The 15,203-nt window shown below is 36.8% G+C and carries 14 protein-coding genes and 1 rRNA gene; 6 read left to right on the top strand and 9 right to left on the bottom strand.

What is annotated here, in order from left to right:
* Positions 1–93, bottom strand: a 16S ribosomal RNA gene (locus tag ACQKNZ_RS13515); the annotation flags it as partial.
* A 607-nt stretch (positions 94–700) separates the two neighbouring features.
* Here ACQKNZ_RS13515 and ACQKNZ_RS13520 point away from each other — a divergent pair.
* Both ACQKNZ_RS13520 and ACQKNZ_RS13525 read left to right on the top strand, forming a co-directional pair.
* Positions 701–1,423: an MgtC/SapB family protein gene (locus tag ACQKNZ_RS13520; RefSeq protein WP_144538594.1), complete on the top strand. Its 723-nt coding sequence runs from the start codon at positions 701–703 to the stop codon at positions 1,421–1,423.
* 16 nt (positions 1,424–1,439) lie between these two features.
* On the top strand, positions 1,440–2,435 hold the full coding sequence (locus tag ACQKNZ_RS13525; RefSeq protein WP_144538595.1) for a cation diffusion facilitator family transporter: 996 nt from the start codon (positions 1,440–1,442) through the stop codon (positions 2,433–2,435).
* Positions 2,436–2,587: 152 nt separating this feature from the next.
* Here ACQKNZ_RS13525 and ACQKNZ_RS13530 read toward each other — a convergent pair whose 3' ends face one another.
* The 4 genes from ACQKNZ_RS13530 to pruA all read right to left on the bottom strand — a co-directional run bounded on the left by ACQKNZ_RS13530 (position 2,588) and on the right by pruA (position 7,969).
* A complete protein-coding gene (locus tag ACQKNZ_RS13530) occupies positions 2,588–3,751 on the bottom strand; it encodes an iron-containing alcohol dehydrogenase (protein ID WP_144538596.1) in 1,164 nt (387 codons plus the stop codon).
* Between the two features lie 75 nt (positions 3,752–3,826).
* The gene (locus ACQKNZ_RS13535) at positions 3,827–5,071 is read right to left on the bottom strand and encodes a Glu/Leu/Phe/Val family dehydrogenase (protein WP_144538597.1); all 1,245 of its coding nucleotides are present in this window, start codon (positions 5,069–5,071) and stop codon (positions 3,827–3,829) included.
* A gap of 83 nt (positions 5,072–5,154) precedes the next feature.
* On the bottom strand, positions 5,155–6,348 hold the full coding sequence (locus tag ACQKNZ_RS13540) for an ornithine--oxo-acid transaminase (protein ID WP_144538598.1): 1,194 nt from the start codon (positions 6,346–6,348) through the stop codon (positions 5,155–5,157).
* Positions 6,349–6,424: 76 nt separating this feature from the next.
* The gene (gene pruA / locus ACQKNZ_RS13545; protein WP_144538599.1) at positions 6,425–7,969 is read right to left on the bottom strand and encodes an L-glutamate gamma-semialdehyde dehydrogenase; all 1,545 of its coding nucleotides are present in this window, start codon (positions 7,967–7,969) and stop codon (positions 6,425–6,427) included.
* Between the two features lie 136 nt (positions 7,970–8,105).
* Between pruA and ACQKNZ_RS13550 the strand changes: the two genes are divergently transcribed.
* Entirely contained in the window at positions 8,106–9,416 is a 1,311-nt protein-coding gene (locus tag ACQKNZ_RS13550) for a sigma 54-interacting transcriptional regulator (protein ID WP_144538600.1), read from the top strand.
* Between the two features lie 58 nt (positions 9,417–9,474).
* Here ACQKNZ_RS13550 and yugI read toward each other — a convergent pair whose 3' ends face one another.
* From yugI to ACQKNZ_RS13565, 3 genes are all read right to left on the bottom strand, one after another.
* Entirely contained in the window at positions 9,475–9,849 is a 375-nt protein-coding gene (gene yugI / locus ACQKNZ_RS13555) for a S1 domain-containing post-transcriptional regulator GSP13 (RefSeq protein WP_151113365.1), read from the bottom strand.
* 102 nt (positions 9,850–9,951) lie between these two features.
* Complete coding sequence (locus ACQKNZ_RS13560; RefSeq protein ID WP_340863481.1) at positions 9,952–11,151, bottom strand: hypothetical protein; 1,200 nt, start codon at positions 11,149–11,151, stop codon at positions 9,952–9,954.
* On the bottom strand, positions 11,141–11,698 hold the full coding sequence (locus tag ACQKNZ_RS13565; protein ID WP_144538603.1) for an RNA polymerase sigma factor: 558 nt from the start codon (positions 11,696–11,698) through the stop codon (positions 11,141–11,143). The genes ACQKNZ_RS13560 and ACQKNZ_RS13565 overlap by 11 nt, the downstream gene beginning before the upstream one ends.
* A 192-nt stretch (positions 11,699–11,890) precedes the next feature.
* Here ACQKNZ_RS13565 and ACQKNZ_RS13570 point away from each other — a divergent pair, with 192 nt between their 5' ends.
* Both ACQKNZ_RS13570 and ACQKNZ_RS13575 read left to right on the top strand, forming a co-directional pair.
* Positions 11,891–13,228, top strand: a complete 1,338-nt coding sequence (locus tag ACQKNZ_RS13570; protein ID WP_144538604.1) for a sodium-dependent transporter — start codon at positions 11,891–11,893, stop codon at positions 13,226–13,228.
* Between the two features lie 132 nt (positions 13,229–13,360).
* Positions 13,361–13,573 carry a helix-turn-helix domain-containing protein gene (locus ACQKNZ_RS13575; RefSeq protein ID WP_144538605.1) on the top strand — a complete coding sequence of 71 codons (213 nt, stop codon included), beginning with the start codon at positions 13,361–13,363 and terminating at the stop codon, positions 13,571–13,573.
* Between the two features lie 81 nt (positions 13,574–13,654).
* Here the strand turns inward: ACQKNZ_RS13575 and ACQKNZ_RS13580 are convergent, their stop codons facing one another.
* The gene (locus ACQKNZ_RS13580; protein ID WP_427660183.1) at positions 13,655–13,915 is read right to left on the bottom strand and encodes a DUF1871 family protein; all 261 of its coding nucleotides are present in this window, start codon (positions 13,913–13,915) and stop codon (positions 13,655–13,657) included.
* 76 nt (positions 13,916–13,991) lie between these two features.
* On the opposite strand from ACQKNZ_RS13580, the gene ACQKNZ_RS13585 reads away from it, so the two are divergent.
* Positions 13,992–15,158 carry a MalY/PatB family protein gene (locus tag ACQKNZ_RS13585; RefSeq protein WP_225216135.1) on the top strand — a complete coding sequence of 389 codons (1,167 nt, stop codon included), beginning with the start codon at positions 13,992–13,994 and terminating at the stop codon, positions 15,156–15,158.
* Positions 15,159–15,203 lie beyond the last annotated feature (45 nt).

Here is a 15,203-nt window from a genome sequence, read left to right on the forward strand (position 1 = left end):
AGAAGAAGCAAGCTTCTTCATCATTCGCTCGACTTGCATGTATTAGGCACGCCGCCAGCGTTCGTCCTGAGCCAGGATCAAACTCTCCATAATAGCTGGCTGGCGATACGCAGCGCATTGCGTTGTCAGCTTCGCTTACTCGGTCAGTCACGTACGTTAGTACGCCCCTTCCCTCGCTCACTTGCTTCCTAGCACTGCACTACGTCTCGTCAGCCAGAAAAAATAGAACTAGTTTAAAAGCTCATTTTGTTTTGCTGGCATCATCATTAAATGATGTCAAAATTGTTTTGCGTCAATCAAACCGAAGTTTGTTGAACGCTGTATTTCTTAACGTTTTGCATGTTCAGTTTTCAATGTTCATCGCGTCGTTTTGTTTTTGACGACTTTATTAGTATAACTCATTTCAGATTCGCTGTCAAACACTTTTTTTATTTTCTTTCAAGTAGTTTGTCGCTTGTTCCGAAGGACAAGTATTAATATACAACGTAGAGAAACAAAAAGCAATACCTTTTTTTATATTTAATATGATTTTTATTAAATTATTTAATAAAGGATAGTTTTAAATAGCTTTAGCCTTACTTACTATAATATTCTTCATTAATTCAGAACAGGGTGATATTAAATAGAAAAATGGGTATGTAAGTATAAGATTTAAATTTCCACATATTCTTTACTAACTTAATAGAAAGGAGGAACATCCTTGGACTGGGTTCCCTATTTAAATGGATATGGCGAGATATTAATAAAATTAAGTTTCGCGGCAATCCTAAGTTTAGTTATTGGGATTGAAAGAGAACTGAAGAAAAAACCCATTGGTCTAAAAACAAGTATCGTTATAGCCACATTTAGTTGCTTGCTCACATACATATCTATCGAATCGGCATATAAGGCTCATACTGGACACGACGGAGTCAATATAACCATGGATCCTTTACGGTTAGCAGCTCAAATTGTTAGCGGAATCGGTTTTTTAGGGGCCGGGGTTATCCTTCGTAAAGGAAATGATAGCATAAGTGGTCTAACAACAGCAGCCATGATTTGGGGAGCTGGGGGAATTGGGATTGCTGTGGGAGCAGGATTTTATTTGGAGGCATCCTTATCTGTTGTGATTGTACTAATAGGTATAGAAGTAATCCCTCCCCTCTTATCTAAAATAGGTCCAAAGCGATTAAGATCGAAAGAGTTATCATTGAAGGTAATTGTTTCAGAGCAAGAAAACATTTCTAAAATGTATTATCACTTAAAAGACCAAGGCTTTTATATTGATAGCATTCGAATAAAAGACATTCCATTAGAGAATGATGAAATCAAGCATGAGCTTCATATTCGTTTGTCTATACTTACTAAAAAGAATACGGTAGAATTTTATCATTCGATAGCAAATTTAGAATTTATCGAAACTCTTGAATTAGAATCTATTTAACAAAAGGAGTAATTATATGGGACAGTTTTTTACTTTATTAAAGGGTGGTAACAAACCATCCTTGATTGCAGCAATTGTAAATACAATAATAGCAGCATTAAAAGGCGGAGCATTTTTTCTAACTGGAAACGTAGCTATGTTTGCAGAAATGATGCATTCCATCGGGGATGCAGCTAACCAGTTTTTTGTGTTTATAGGATCAGCACTTTCTAAAAAGGCGCCAACTCCTAAGTTTCCAAATGGCTTTGGACGATTGGTCAATCTTGTTTGTTTAGGTGCAGTAATACTTGTAGGAATCCTCTCATATGAAACGATCAAAGAAGGATGGCATCATATCCAACATCCTGTAGCATCTGGAGGGCTTGCAATTAGTTTAACCGTTCTTGGGATTGCGATAATCCTTGAATTTGCGGTTTTATACAAAGCAGGAAAAGAAATCTTGCATGAAGTTGGCATAAAAGGATCTGTTTTAGCTCCGCTTACTACGAGCTTTGCACATTTAAAAAGAGCAAAACCAGCTACAAAACTTGTATTTATGGAGGATTTAGTTGCAACTTCTGGTGGTATTTTAGCTTTTGTAGCAGTTCTGATCTCTCATTTCACAGGATTTTTACAAGCAGAAGGTATTGCTTCTATCCTTATCGGACTAATGATGTTTTACGTAGTAGGTAAAGTATTCTTAGATAATGCACGAGGCGCTCTTGGGGAAACAGATGAACAAATGCTCGTTCATATTGCGCATCTTGTTTCTGATGTAAAGGAAGTAAAAGATATTCAAGAGCTAGAGGTAATAAAAGAAGGAGAGTTTCTTCACGTTACTCTAGTAGCTGAAATAGACGCTTCGCTATCCTTTGCAACAGTAGATGATATTCATGATGTTTTAAAGGATTTAATACTAAGCCAACAAGGAGTATCCGATGTGACTATCTCCTTTGACGAGGACGACGGAGTTAAAACGTGGAATCATCATAAAGATTCAAAAACAGTTTTAAAAACAAATGACAAGAAATAAATCTTCCATTAAGTATTACTCTTTTATATAAGAGGTTGTATGTCAAGCTATGATTTAACATAATAAAGGCAAGAATGTTGGGTTAACAGCATTCTTGCCTTTTAAAATTCACTTTTTTATTGATGAAAAAAGATAAAAACTCAACCGCAGTCTTACAGACAAGCTGTTAATATAGCTTTTGTATCTTCTGCATTTAACTTATTAAAATTGCCATACTCACCACGTGCCATTGCTTTTTCTACCATTAAGTCGATTTGTGAGTCATCAATTTTATAATCAGATAGGTTCACAGGTGCCCCTAACGAAGCCCAGAAAGAAGATAATCTTTCAATACCCTCTAAACCAATTTCCTCCGGCGTCTTACCTGAAGGATCCACATGGAAGACTTTAGTAGCAAGCTTTGCAAAGCGCTCTGGATTTACTTTAAGATTATGTCGCATCCATCTCGGGAAAATAATTGCCAATCCGCCTGCATGGGGAATGTCATACACAGCTGAGACAGCATGTTCAATGTTATGGCTCGCCCAATCACCGTTATAACCCATTTGTAGAAAACCATTTAAGCCTAGAGTTCCCGCAAATAGGATAGTTTCTCTTAATTCATAGTTTTCTAGGTCGGTAATTAGTTTAGGAGCAGCATCTATAACTGTACGTAGAGCGCCCTCAATCATTTCATCTTGAAGAGGTGTGTTAGTCGCGTTATGATAATATTGCTCAAACATATGAGACATCATATCAACAATCCCATAAACCGTTTGGTCTAGAGGAACTGTGAAAGTGTTCACTGGGTCTAATATAGAGAATTTAGGGAAAACTAGCGGGCTCCCCCAGCCGTATTTTTCTAACGTTTCTTCATTTGTAATTACCGAACCTGAGTTCATTTCGGAGCCAGTTGCGGCTAAAGTTAAAACAGTACCAAAAGGTAGTGCTTCTTCTGGGAAGGCTTTACGTGTAACTAAGTCCCATGGATCCCCATCATACTTAGCAGCAGCAACAATAAGCTTCGTGCAGTCTATTACAGACCCACCTCCGACTGCAAGTACTACTTCAATTCCTTCTGCCTTACAAAGATCTGCTCCTCGTTTTGCAGTAGATAGTCTTGGATTTGGCTCTACTCCTGACAGTTCAAAGATTTCCATACCTGCCTCATTTAAATAATTCATTACTTCGTCGTATAAACCATTTTTTTTAATGCTTCCGCCGCCGTATACTACCAATACCTTTTTACCGAATACAGAAAGCTCAGTAGGAAGCTTTGCTAGTTGACCTTTACCAAAAATCAGTTTGACCGGATTATAAAAAGAAAATGCATTCATATGTTAATCCCCTTTCTTTACCTTTTCATCATATAAAAAACCGCTTGTAAAATACAAGCGGTTCAACTTATCGGGTTATACCCATCCACGGAAGCGTGAAGCTTCAGCAGTTCTGCGTACACCAACCATATATGCAGCTAAACGCATATCGATATTACGAGTAGTAGCTACTTCATAAATATTCTCAAATGCATCTACCATTTTCTTCACTAACTTGTCGTTAACTTCTTCTTCTGTCCAGTAGTAGCCTTGGTTATTTTGTACCCACTCAAAGTAAGATACAGTTACCCCACCTGCACTAGCTAATACGTCAGGGACTAATAGGATTCCTCTTTCGTATAGAATTCTAGTAGCTTCTGAAGTAGTTGGACCATTTGCTGCTTCTACTACTATATTAGCTTTGATGTTGTGAGCATTATCAGAAGTAATTTGGTTTTCGATAGCAGCAGGCACTAAAATATCACAATCTAATTCTAATAATTCTTCATTAGAAATAGTATTTTCAAACAAAGTCGTTACAGTTCCAAAGCTATCACGGCGATCTAATAAATAATCTATATCTAAGCCATTAGGGTCATGTAAAGCACCGTAAGCATCAGAAATACCAATTACTTTTGCACCTTGATCGCTCAAGAACTTAGCAAGGAAGCTTCCTGCGTTTCCGAAACCTTGGATAACCACTCTAGCACCCATCATATCAATGCCGCGTTTCTTCGCTGCTTCATTAATAATAATAGTAACACCTTGTGCAGTTGCACGGTCACGACCTTGAGATCCACCAAGAACTAAAGGTTTACCCGTGATAAATCCTGGTGAGTTGAATTGGTCCATACGACTATATTCATCCATCATCCATGCCATAATTTGCGCATTTGTGAAAACGTCTGGAGCAGGGATATCTTTTGTTGGTCCGACAATTTGACTAATTGCACGAACATATCCACGACTTAGGCGTTCGATTTCTCCCATAGACATCTCACGTGGGTCACAAGCAACCCCACCTTTACCTCCACCATACGGAAGGTCAACAATTCCAGCTTTTAATGTCATCCACATAGAAAGTGCTTTCATTTCTTCAGGAGTTACGCCTGGGTGAAAACGAACTCCACCTTTTGTTGGTCCGACTGCATCGTTATGTTGGGAACGGTAACCAGTAAATACTTTAACAGTATTGTCATCCATTCTTACTGGAATTCTTACCTCTAACATACGAAGTGGTTCTTTTAACAAGTCATACATTGCATCGTCGTAGCCTAATTTTTGCAAAGCCTCTTTAATGACAGCCTGCGTTGATGTGAACAGGTTTAGATTTTCAGCCATTTATTATTTCGCCTCTTTAATTCATAATGATTTCATCGGAGATTATTGTAACACAATTCATTTACAAATTGGGAAACAATTAGTTAAATTGTAAATACTTTTTTAATTTTCTCAATTGACCAGTCAAGTTCCTCTTTTGTAATGATTAAAGGTGGTGCGAAACGGATAACTGTATCGTGAGTTTCTTTACATAATAATCCTAGTTCTTTTAGTTCTTCACAATAAGGTCTTGCTGCTTCAGTCAATTCCATACCGATAAACAAACCACGACCACGTACTTCTTTAATAGAAGGATGATTAATGTCTCTTAAAGCATCCATAAAATAATTTCCTAATTCTAATGAACGATCAGCAAGCTTCTCGTCAATCAACACGTCAAGTGCAGCAAGAGAAACAGCACAAGCCATAGGGTTACCACCGAAAGTAGAGCCATGTGAACCTGGATTAAATACTTCTAGAACATCACGGTTAGCTACTATACATGAGATAGGGAATACTCCTCCGCCTAGTGCTTTACCTAAGATGTACATATCCGGATCGATATCTTCCCATTCACATGCAAACATTTTACCTGTGCGGCATAATCCAGCTTGAATTTCATCTGCGATAAATAATACATTATTTTCTCGACATAATTCACGTGCAGCCTTCATAAATCCTTCTGGAGGAATAATGATTCCAGCTTCGCCTTGGATAGGTTCGATTAAGAATGCAGCTGTGTTTGGAGTAATTGCTTGCTTAAGTGCTTCAATATCCCCGTAAGGAATTAGTTTAATCCCTGGAAGCATTGGTCCGAATCCACGTTTGTATTCTGGGTCTGACGATAAAGAAACCGCTCCCATAGTTCTGCCGTGGAAGTTACCGTTACAAGCAATGATTTCTGCTTGATCATCAGCAACACCTTTTACATCATACGCCCATCTGCGAGCAGCCTTAAATGCTGTTTCTACAGCTTCAGCTCCTGTATTCATCGGTAAAACCATTTCTTTTTTCGTTAATTGACTTACTTTTTCATACCATGGACCTAACTGGTCGTTATGGAACGCACGAGAAGTTAAAGTAACACGATCTGCTTGGTCTTTTAACGCTTGAATAATTTTAGGATGACGATGTCCTTGGTTTACAGCTGAGTATGCAGATAGCATATCCATGTATTTATTACCCTCTGGATCCTTTACCCAAACACCTTCAGCTTCAGACACAACGATTGGTAGTGGATTGTAATTGTGTGCACCGTATTTTTCTGTTTGTTCAATTACTTTACTAGATACTGACATTCATTTTCCCCCTATTAAATGAAATGGCCAGACAAACCAGTTGTTTGGCCATTTCATAAGATTTGTTTAAAAAATATTAAAGCATTTCAGAAGTTGTTTTAGCTTGCATATGAAGTTGAATGTAGTCTGGTCCACCAGCTTTAGAGTCAGTTCCAGACATGTTGAATCCACCAAATGGTTGGTATCCAACGATAGCTCCAGTACATCCACGGTTGAAGTATAAGTTACCTACGTGGAAGTCTTCACGCGCTTTTTCTAAGTTCATGCGGTTATTAGTAATAACGGCACCTGTTAAACCATATTCCGTGTTGTTAGCAATTTCAATCGCTTCATCAAAATCTTTTGCTTTAGAAATACCAAGGATTGGTCCAAAAATTTCTTCTTGCATAATACGAGAAGTTGGAGATAGATCTGCAAATACAGTAGGTTGAATGAAGTAACCTTTTGAATCGTCACCTTCTCCACCAGTGATTAAGCGACCTTCTTCTTTACCAACTGGGATATAGCTCATGATTTTTTTGAATGCAGAAGCATCGATTACTGGACCTACAAAATGCTCATCTTCGTCTGGAATACCTACAGTTAACTCATTCGTTAACTCTTTTACACGATCCACTACTTGGTCATATACATCTTCAAGGATTACAGCACGTGAACCAGCCGAGCATTTTTGTCCGCTAAAACCAAATGCTGATCGTACGATTGATTGAGCAGCTAATTCTAAATCAGCATCTTTATCTACAACGATTGTGTCTTTACCGCCCATTTCAAGAATTGTACGTTTAATCCAGATTTGCTTTTCAGCTAATTTAGCTGATTTTTCTACAATTCCTAAACCAACGTCACGAGATCCTGTAAAGCTGATTAAACGAGTACGTGGGTGTTCAACTAAGAAATCACCAATTTCAGCACCTGAACCAGGGATGAAGTTAACAACGCCCGCTGGCATTCCAGCTTCTTCTAGAACTTCTACAAACTTATAAGCAACAACAGGAGTAGTAGAAGCTGGTTTTAATAATACTGTATTACCAGCAACCATAGCTGCTACAGTAGTACCAGCCATGATAGCAAATGGGAAGTTCCAAGGAGAGATAACAACAGAAACTCCTAATGGAATATAGTCATAACGATTGTATTCACCTGGACGGCTTTCCACAGGTTGGCCTTCTTTAAGACGTAGCATTTGACGTCCATAATATTCTAAGAAGTCAATTCCTTCAGCAACCTCTACATCAGCTTCCACCCATGTTTTCCCTGCTTCTCTTGATAATAAAGCGGAGAATTCAAATTTACGGCGACGAATGATTGCCGCTGCTTTGAAAAGTACATCTGCGCGTACTTCTGGTTTTACTTTTTTCCATGTGTTGAATGTTTCATCAGCAATTTTAAGTGCTTTTTCTGCGATTTCTTGAGAAGCTTTTGATACTTTACCAATTACCTCTTCTTTTTTTGCTGGATTATAAGAAACAATTTTGCTTTCAGTAGTAATTCTTTCTCCACCAACGATTAATGGGAAATCTTGACCTAAATATGCGTCAACAATTTTATATCCTTCTTTTATTGCTTTTTTATTTTCTTCTTTTGAAAAATCTGTAAATGCTTCGTGTTTATAAGGTATCATGTAAATCCTCCTTTAAATGTTAGCGCAAAAAAAATTTGCACTACTAATACTACTTCACTTATAATAATGCAAAAGATTGTTGCGTTTTTCAAGTATAATTAACTAAAATGTTAAATATTTTTTTGAGGTGATTAATTTGACCAGTACTTTTAGTAAGTTGCTCCCCTTTTACAAATTCGCTACAGAGCAAGTCACTGTAGGCATTCATGCAATAGATTTAATGGGAAAAACGATTATATACAATGAAAAAATGAAAGAAATCGAAGGTTTGAATTCGATGGATGTAGAAGATCGTTCTATCCTAGAACTTTTTCAATTCGAACAACATGAAAGTACCTTATTAAAAGTTCTACATAGCGAAAAGCCAGTCCTAAGAGTAAAACAGACCTATTGGAGTAGGAATGGTCAAGAAATCACCACTATTAACGATACATATCCTGTTTTTGAAGATGGTGTCTTAATAGGGGCGATTGAATTTTCACGAGATATCACGGCTCTGGAAAAGCTATTATTTCAGCCTTTAAAGAGATATAACGAGGCAATCACACTTTCCTCTATCACAGCAGAATCTAAAATCATGAAGGACGTAAAGGAACGCTCAATAAAAGCGGCCAATGTACGAATGCCTATCCTGCTTATTGGAGAAGCTGGGACAGGAAAGGATTTAATAGCGGAAGCAATACATCATCAGCTTTCTCCACAAAACGAGCAATTTATAACGCTTTATTGTTATAGTGCGGACGATCAAATAATTTATAAATTCGAACAAGAAATAAAAAGCCTGCATAACTGCACTATATTTTGTGAAAGAATAGATTTATTATCCATCGATTTACAAAATAAATTATTTGAAATTTTAAAAGAAAATAGCTCTAACCACAATCTGTATATCGCTAGTATTGGAGAAGATCCGATTGACCTAGTTTATAATAACCAGTTGGTTAAAGAGCTATATTATTACTTTGCGTCTATTACTATTAATATTCCGCCGCTTCGTGAACGAACAGAGGATATTATGCCCTTTATACATGATTACTTCCAGCGACATTTGAATCGGTACGCGTCTACTCTTGAAGACATAGATCCACAGGTAATAAAAGCTTTTAAAACCTATGACTGGCCAGGTAACTTAAAGGAATTGGAGCTTTTATTGGACGAAATCACTTCTATGATTACAACAGAGAGAACATTAAGTTTCGATATGCTGCCACTCCATTTCAAATTAAAAATTCAGGATATGGATGGATCAATGAAAAATGCCGAGGACTTTGTCATCTCTCCAGAGAGAGATATCCTTCCTCTAGACGAATACTTAAGAGAAGCGGAAACGTATTATTTACAAAAGGCTTTAGAAAAATACAATAACAATGTCACTAAAGCTGCGGAGGCATTGGGAATGAGTAGGCAGAATCTACAGTACCGATTACGTAAAATAAGAAAAGTTTAAATTTTACATGATAAAAAAAAGGTGGAGAAGGATATGATCCTTCTTCACCTTTCCTTTATTATTGGATGGATTGTTTAATCCACCCTGCTAGCTTTTCCTTCAATGTATTAAAGCCTTCTTCATCATGCTCATCGACACGAGCTTGAAGTGATTTACGTGGCTTATCATCACGTTTCGAAGAGGTTGGTTTTTCTTGAAGTTCTCGAATAGAAAGGCTTATTTTGCTTGCTTCCTCATCAATTTCTAGAATTTTCACTTCTACTTCCTGACCAACAGTCAAAAACTCTCCTACTTCCTTAACATAGCCATATGTTATTTCTGATATGTGCACTAGACCTTGTGTTTGTTCATCCAGACTAACGAACGCACCATATGGTTGAATACCCGTCACTTTACCAGTAACCACATCTCCTACCTTAAATGTTTTTGTCATATTGCCGTCCTACTTTCTTATCTACGATATAGTCATGTTAAATTATAACATATCAGAAAGTATATGACCAAAAATCACTGAGGTGGCATGGAAGCATGCACTTTACCAATAACGAAGTGAATCATCAATATCACCGTAATCTAAAGCGTCCCAGCTATCTGAATTTGTCCAACCGCTGTTTTCAAATTCGTTTACTATCGGGTTTAATAAAATAAATATGTTGGAACTATTTGATTCACTGACAATATCCTTCCAAATATCTTGATACTCTTTATTTACAGCTCCACTAATGAATACAGGTTTATCCTTAGTACCCTTTACAACAGCATAAAAAATTTCTGTATAGTATAACTTCAATAAACTCTTATCAATATATAAATCTGAACTGTTCCCTAGCAACATATCTAGGTGCATTAATATTGCTACCGAATCATTCAAGCTATAGGTTAATTCACCTCCATAAGTAAAAGGTTCCTTTTCGAGAATATAATTATATCCAACAAAAGATGGGGCTAATATATTTTTTAATACCGACAACTGTTCCTCATTCATTTTATATTTTATTTTGGTTTCTTCAGAGCTTTGGAAGAGATTTTCTTTTTTTAATGCTGCTAGTTGTTCATCAGTCATTTTGTCCTTTTTTCCAAAGTACTCCCTCAATTCTTTTACCTTACTAGAATAAGCATTAAAAAATTCAGCTGTATCTTCATCAGATACCTTTTGACCTTTACTTTTGACTTCCTGAATCATTTCAGATGGAAGATAGAGAGAATGGATTAATTCATCATATCTAATATTTAATGATTCACTATCAGAAAAGGATGGGACAGAATAGTATAACGAAAAGCTACTTTCTTCTGTATAACGTATATATAGAGCATCTGTTTGTTGTATATAAGGCAATTCCGAAAATTCTTCCTCCGTAAGATGTAGCATTTCTCTCCGCTTTTCTCGTTCTTTCGAGTAATTGTTTTTTAGTCTATTAATAAACTCTTGAGAGGCGTCTGCTAATTGAACCTTGCCCTCTCCGTCAATATTTTCTAACTGAGTTGCTATAGAAGACGGTTTTTCGACCTGGAAGCTTGCTCCTATTAATCCAAAGACAAGAATTGCGGCAGCGCTAACAATCCAAGCAGTAACTCGTTGCCAATTAATATTTTTCTTTTGTGCAGAAATCATTTGTGATGCTGATTTTGGGTTTTCTATTTCTTTAAGTATGTGACTTGTGTTTAAAGAAGTAGGTAGTCGCTCATATGAATCTTTCAATAATTCCAAACGTACTTCCAGTTTTTTATCGTCCATGGTTTTCACCTCCACTAATTTGTAGAGCCGATTTCAAATGTCCCTTTGCTCGTAATAATCGAATTTTAATGGTAGACATTGGAACATTCAGTACATCTGCCATTTGTTCATAAGACATGTCATGAAAATAGAAAAGTATAATGGGATGGCGATATTTTTCATCTAATAATTGTATTGCTACATGGAGCTCTCGATCCTCCTCAAAAACAAGGACCTTTTCCTCGGCAGACTTCATTATATAGTGGTCAGGCGATACTCCTTGAAGCCTTACCTCTTTTTGCGCTTCCTTCGTTTCCTTGCGGTAATAGTCTCTTGTTGCATTTAATGTAATTTTATATAACCAGGTTGTGAAACGCTCCTTTTGAAATTGATGAAGGAAACGATACAATTTTACAAACACTTCCTGTGTCACATCTGGTATATCTTGAACTCGCACTCCACATTGAAAGGCAAATTTTTCTACTGTTCGATGATGTAAGCGAATGAGTTCCCCGTATGCTTGCTGATCGCCCTGTTGTGCAAGTTCGATCAATTCGTTCTCAACCATTGCTCCACCCCGCTCTCTCTCTTTTGCTATAAGTGATACGAAAGATGCCAGCTAAATGTTACATCTATCTGTATACTTTTATCTTACTTGCACATATTAACAATTCACATTTATAGATTTAGCGTTTATTTTTCATTAACAAAATAGTATACTATCCCTTTAAAGCGTTAAAGCGTTGAAGGAGGAATACATATGAAAACTCGAGATCACTTCGGGTCGAAAATTGGATTTATATTGGCTGCGGCCGGAAGTGCCATTGGATTAGGGGCGATTTGGAAGTTTCCCTATATGGCAGGAACTAATGGTGGTGGCGTCTTTGTATTGCTCTTCATCCTATGTACACTTCTTATTGGATTACCAATTTTACTAGCTGAATTTATCATAGGAAGAAAGGGACAGGCAGATGCAGTAACTGGATTTAAAAAATTGGCACCTAAAAAGCCATGGTTTTTAATCGGATGGTCTGGCTTCTTCTTTTCGTTTATAATACTCTCGTTTTATAGTGTAGTTGGTGGCTGGATTTTATCTTACTTGTTCCGTTCTATTACTCTTAGCTTAAACGGGAGTGCAGATAATTTCTATGAGGACTTATTTAATACGGTCATATCAAATCCTTGGGAAGTGTTAATTGGACAAGGAGTATTTATACTCTTAACTTTGTGGATTGTTTCAGGAGGCATCAAGGGAGGAATTGAGAAAGCTAGTAAGTGGATGATGCCCTTACTTCTCATCTTCTTTGTGGTTCTAGCCATACGTTCACTGACTCTTGATGGAGCTATTGAAGGAGTTAAGTTTTTATTAATACCGGATTGGTCTTATTTTACGTGGGAAACTGCCCTGCTTGCATTGGGTCAGGCATTCTTTTCTCTCAGTGTCGGTGTTTCTGGGATGATTACCTATGCATCCTACTTACCAAAGGGAACTAATTTAGGAAATTCGGCTCTTAGTGTTTCCTTACTGAATATAGGTATTTCTATCATGGCAGGTCTCGTAATATTCCCTGCAGTTTTCGCTTTGGGTTTTTCTCCAGACGCTGGTCCTGGATTAGTATTCATCATTCTACCAGCAGTGTTTGAACAAATTATTTTCGGGCAATTCTTTTTAATAATATTCTTTATCCTGTTATTATTTGCCACGTTAACGTCTTCCATCAGTATGTTAGAGATCGTTGTGTCCATTGGTATTAAGTCGAATTATGATCGAAGAAAACGTGCTGCTTGGATCTCGGGCTTTTTAATTTTCCTTGTTGGAATTCCAAGTGCTCTTTCTTTTGGTGTTCTTCAAGATATTAAAATCCTAGACTTGTCGATTTTTGATTTTGCTGATTTCCTGACTAGTAGCATTGGTTTACCTTTAGGGGCACTTTTTATATCAATTTTTGCTGGATTCCACTTCTCTAAAGATGACATTTCCAAGGAGATTGGTTCTAGAGCTGTTCTTTTAAACGGTTGGAGAATTATTGTACGCTATGCTGCACCAGTAGCAATTTTAATTGTATTTATTCAAGGGGTTATGAATGTTCTTAAATAGGACAAATATCCTTTAGGCTAGTAAATTAAAAATTGTACTTTTTCTGACAATACATTAAAACAAGTTCCAAAAAAAAATGTGCTATAATATGATATAAGATGTGAAGAATTTTTAAAGAGGTGGACAGAAATCATGAAAAAAGAATTGCATAAGCAGTTGCGACAACTAAGAGAAGAACGCAATATTTCTTTAGAAACACTTTCCTTAAAAACAAGAATCGGCGCTGGAAAATTGGAAGCATACGAGTCTGGTAGTGAAATTCCTTCAACACAAACTATTTTAAAGCTATCTAACGCATTAGAAGTACCTGCATCCAACTTAATGGACGGCCTGCAAGAAGTGTAAAATAAAAGCTTTCGATTCATTGGAATCGAAAGCTTTTTCTTGTTATTACTCTTTTTATCTAGCATTATAGGAAGTGAGTAATTAAATAATACACTTCATTTCATATTTTAAAGCAATAAGTTTGTAAGAGATCTCCACGCATTTTTCTAGTGGAATCCATTGTTCAAAGGAATGCTCGTAAACTTCTTGAATTTTTCTAGCAAGCTCTGAAGGATGGTCGATATCGTGCAGAGAAGCTACAACATCGGCGATCTCTGTTTCGTAAGCATCAATTCCGAACTTTAAAGGATCCCACTCTTGAAGTAACCAAACTGCTTTTCTATTCATCTCTATAGTATCCATTATTTTTTCACCTTACTACTTTTATTAGTTAGGGTTATAATAACACAATAAGTTAAAAATGAAAGGGGATTTTATTTTGTCAGATTTTTCTACTATTTTTAATCGTCGTAACACTTTTTCCGTGAAATGGGATATGTTAAAACAAGTATATGCTATTGAGGATGATGCGGATGTACTTCCAATGTGGGTAGCAGATATGGATTTTAGTTTAGCACCAGTAATACAGCAAGCCATACATAAGCGTCTAGAGCATCCTGTTTTTGGATACTCAATTACCCCTGAAGCAGTGAAGGATGCATTATCTTCTTGGGTATATACTAAACACCAACTAGAAATAGAAAACGAATGGATTCTCTTACGTCATGGGGTTATTCCAGGAATGGCCGAAGTGGTTGAGGCTTTCTCAGAAATAGGAGATAAAGTACTTGTACACACTCCAATTTATCCTCCCTTTAAAGGTATACCGAATACTTTAGAAAGAGAGGTTGTTACTTGTCGCTTAAAGGAAAAAGGTAACTCCTTTGAATTGGATTGGGATGCTTTTGAAGAATGCTTACAGCAGGATATAAAAATATTTATACTTTGCAACCCACATAACCCAGGAGGAAAAGTGTGGAGCAAGGAAGATTTAACTAAGATGGCTTCACTATGTAAAATGCATAATGTATTAATACTTTCAGACGAGATACACTCAGATCTTGTCTTTAAACCAAATAAACATGTTCCTCTACTTGTTGCAGCAGAAGAAATCGATCATATTATTACTTTCTTTGCACCAACTAAAACGTTTAACTTAGCTGGAATTCAAGGTGCTGCTACCATCGTACCTAATGATGAATTGCGAAAAGCATTAGAAAATAGTGCTGCAAGACGTGGAGACATGGGACTGAATGTCTTCTCCTTAACTGCTATGCAAGCGGCATATGAACACGGAGCTCCATGGCTTGAAGAGTTAATAGATGTTATAGAAGGTAATATGGAGTATGTCATTAAACAATTATCAATTATAGAAGGCATTAAGATTTCTAAACCAGAAGGTAGTTATTTACTATGGATTGATTATCGTGGGACAGGCTTGAATGAGAAAGATATGATGAATCTATTATTAACTAAGGGAAAACTTGCATTAGAGCCTGGAACTAAATATGGAGAAGGCGGAGATGGATTCCTTCGAATGAACGTGGCATGTCCTAGAGCAACAGTAGAAGAAGGAGTTTCGAGATTCAAACATGCATTGTCCTAGCACTAGAGCAAAATAAGCTATGTACTAATATATAAAAAGAAGGTG

Origin of the sequence: Psychrobacillus sp. NPDC093200 (genome assembly GCF_050280345.1) — a bacterium.
GTDB lineage: Bacteria > Bacillota > Bacilli > Bacillales_A > Planococcaceae > Psychrobacillus > Psychrobacillus faecigallinarum.

Coding starts and splice junctions, on each gene's coding strand:
- ACQKNZ_RS13525 (WP_144538595.1), top strand. CDS start 1,440: ATGGGACAGTTTTTTACTTTATTAAAGGGTGGTAACAAACCATCCTTG.
- ACQKNZ_RS13530 (WP_144538596.1), bottom strand. CDS start 3,751: ATGAATGCATTTTCTTTTTATAATCCGGTCAAACTGATTTTTGGTAAA.
- ACQKNZ_RS13535 (WP_144538597.1), bottom strand. CDS start 5,071: ATGGCTGAAAATCTAAACCTGTTCACATCAACGCAGGCTGTCATTAAA.
- ACQKNZ_RS13540 (WP_144538598.1), bottom strand. CDS start 6,348: ATGTCAGTATCTAGTAAAGTAATTGAACAAACAGAAAAATACGGTGCA.
- pruA (WP_144538599.1), bottom strand. CDS start 7,969: ATGATACCTTATAAACACGAAGCATTTACAGATTTTTCAAAAGAAGAA.
- yugI (WP_151113365.1), bottom strand. CDS start 9,849: ATGACAAAAACATTTAAGGTAGGAGATGTGGTTACTGGTAAAGTGACG.
- ACQKNZ_RS13560 (WP_340863481.1), bottom strand. CDS start 11,151: ATGGACGATAAAAAACTGGAAGTACGTTTGGAATTATTGAAAGATTCA.
- ACQKNZ_RS13565 (WP_144538603.1), bottom strand. CDS start 11,698: ATGGTTGAGAACGAATTGATCGAACTTGCACAACAGGGCGATCAGCAA.
- ACQKNZ_RS13570 (WP_144538604.1), top strand. CDS start 11,891: ATGAAAACTCGAGATCACTTCGGGTCGAAAATTGGATTTATATTGGCT.
- ACQKNZ_RS13575 (WP_144538605.1), top strand. CDS start 13,361: ATGAAAAAAGAATTGCATAAGCAGTTGCGACAACTAAGAGAAGAACGC.
- ACQKNZ_RS13580 (WP_427660183.1), bottom strand. CDS start 13,915: ATGGATACTATAGAGATGAATAGAAAAGCAGTTTGGTTACTTCAAGAG.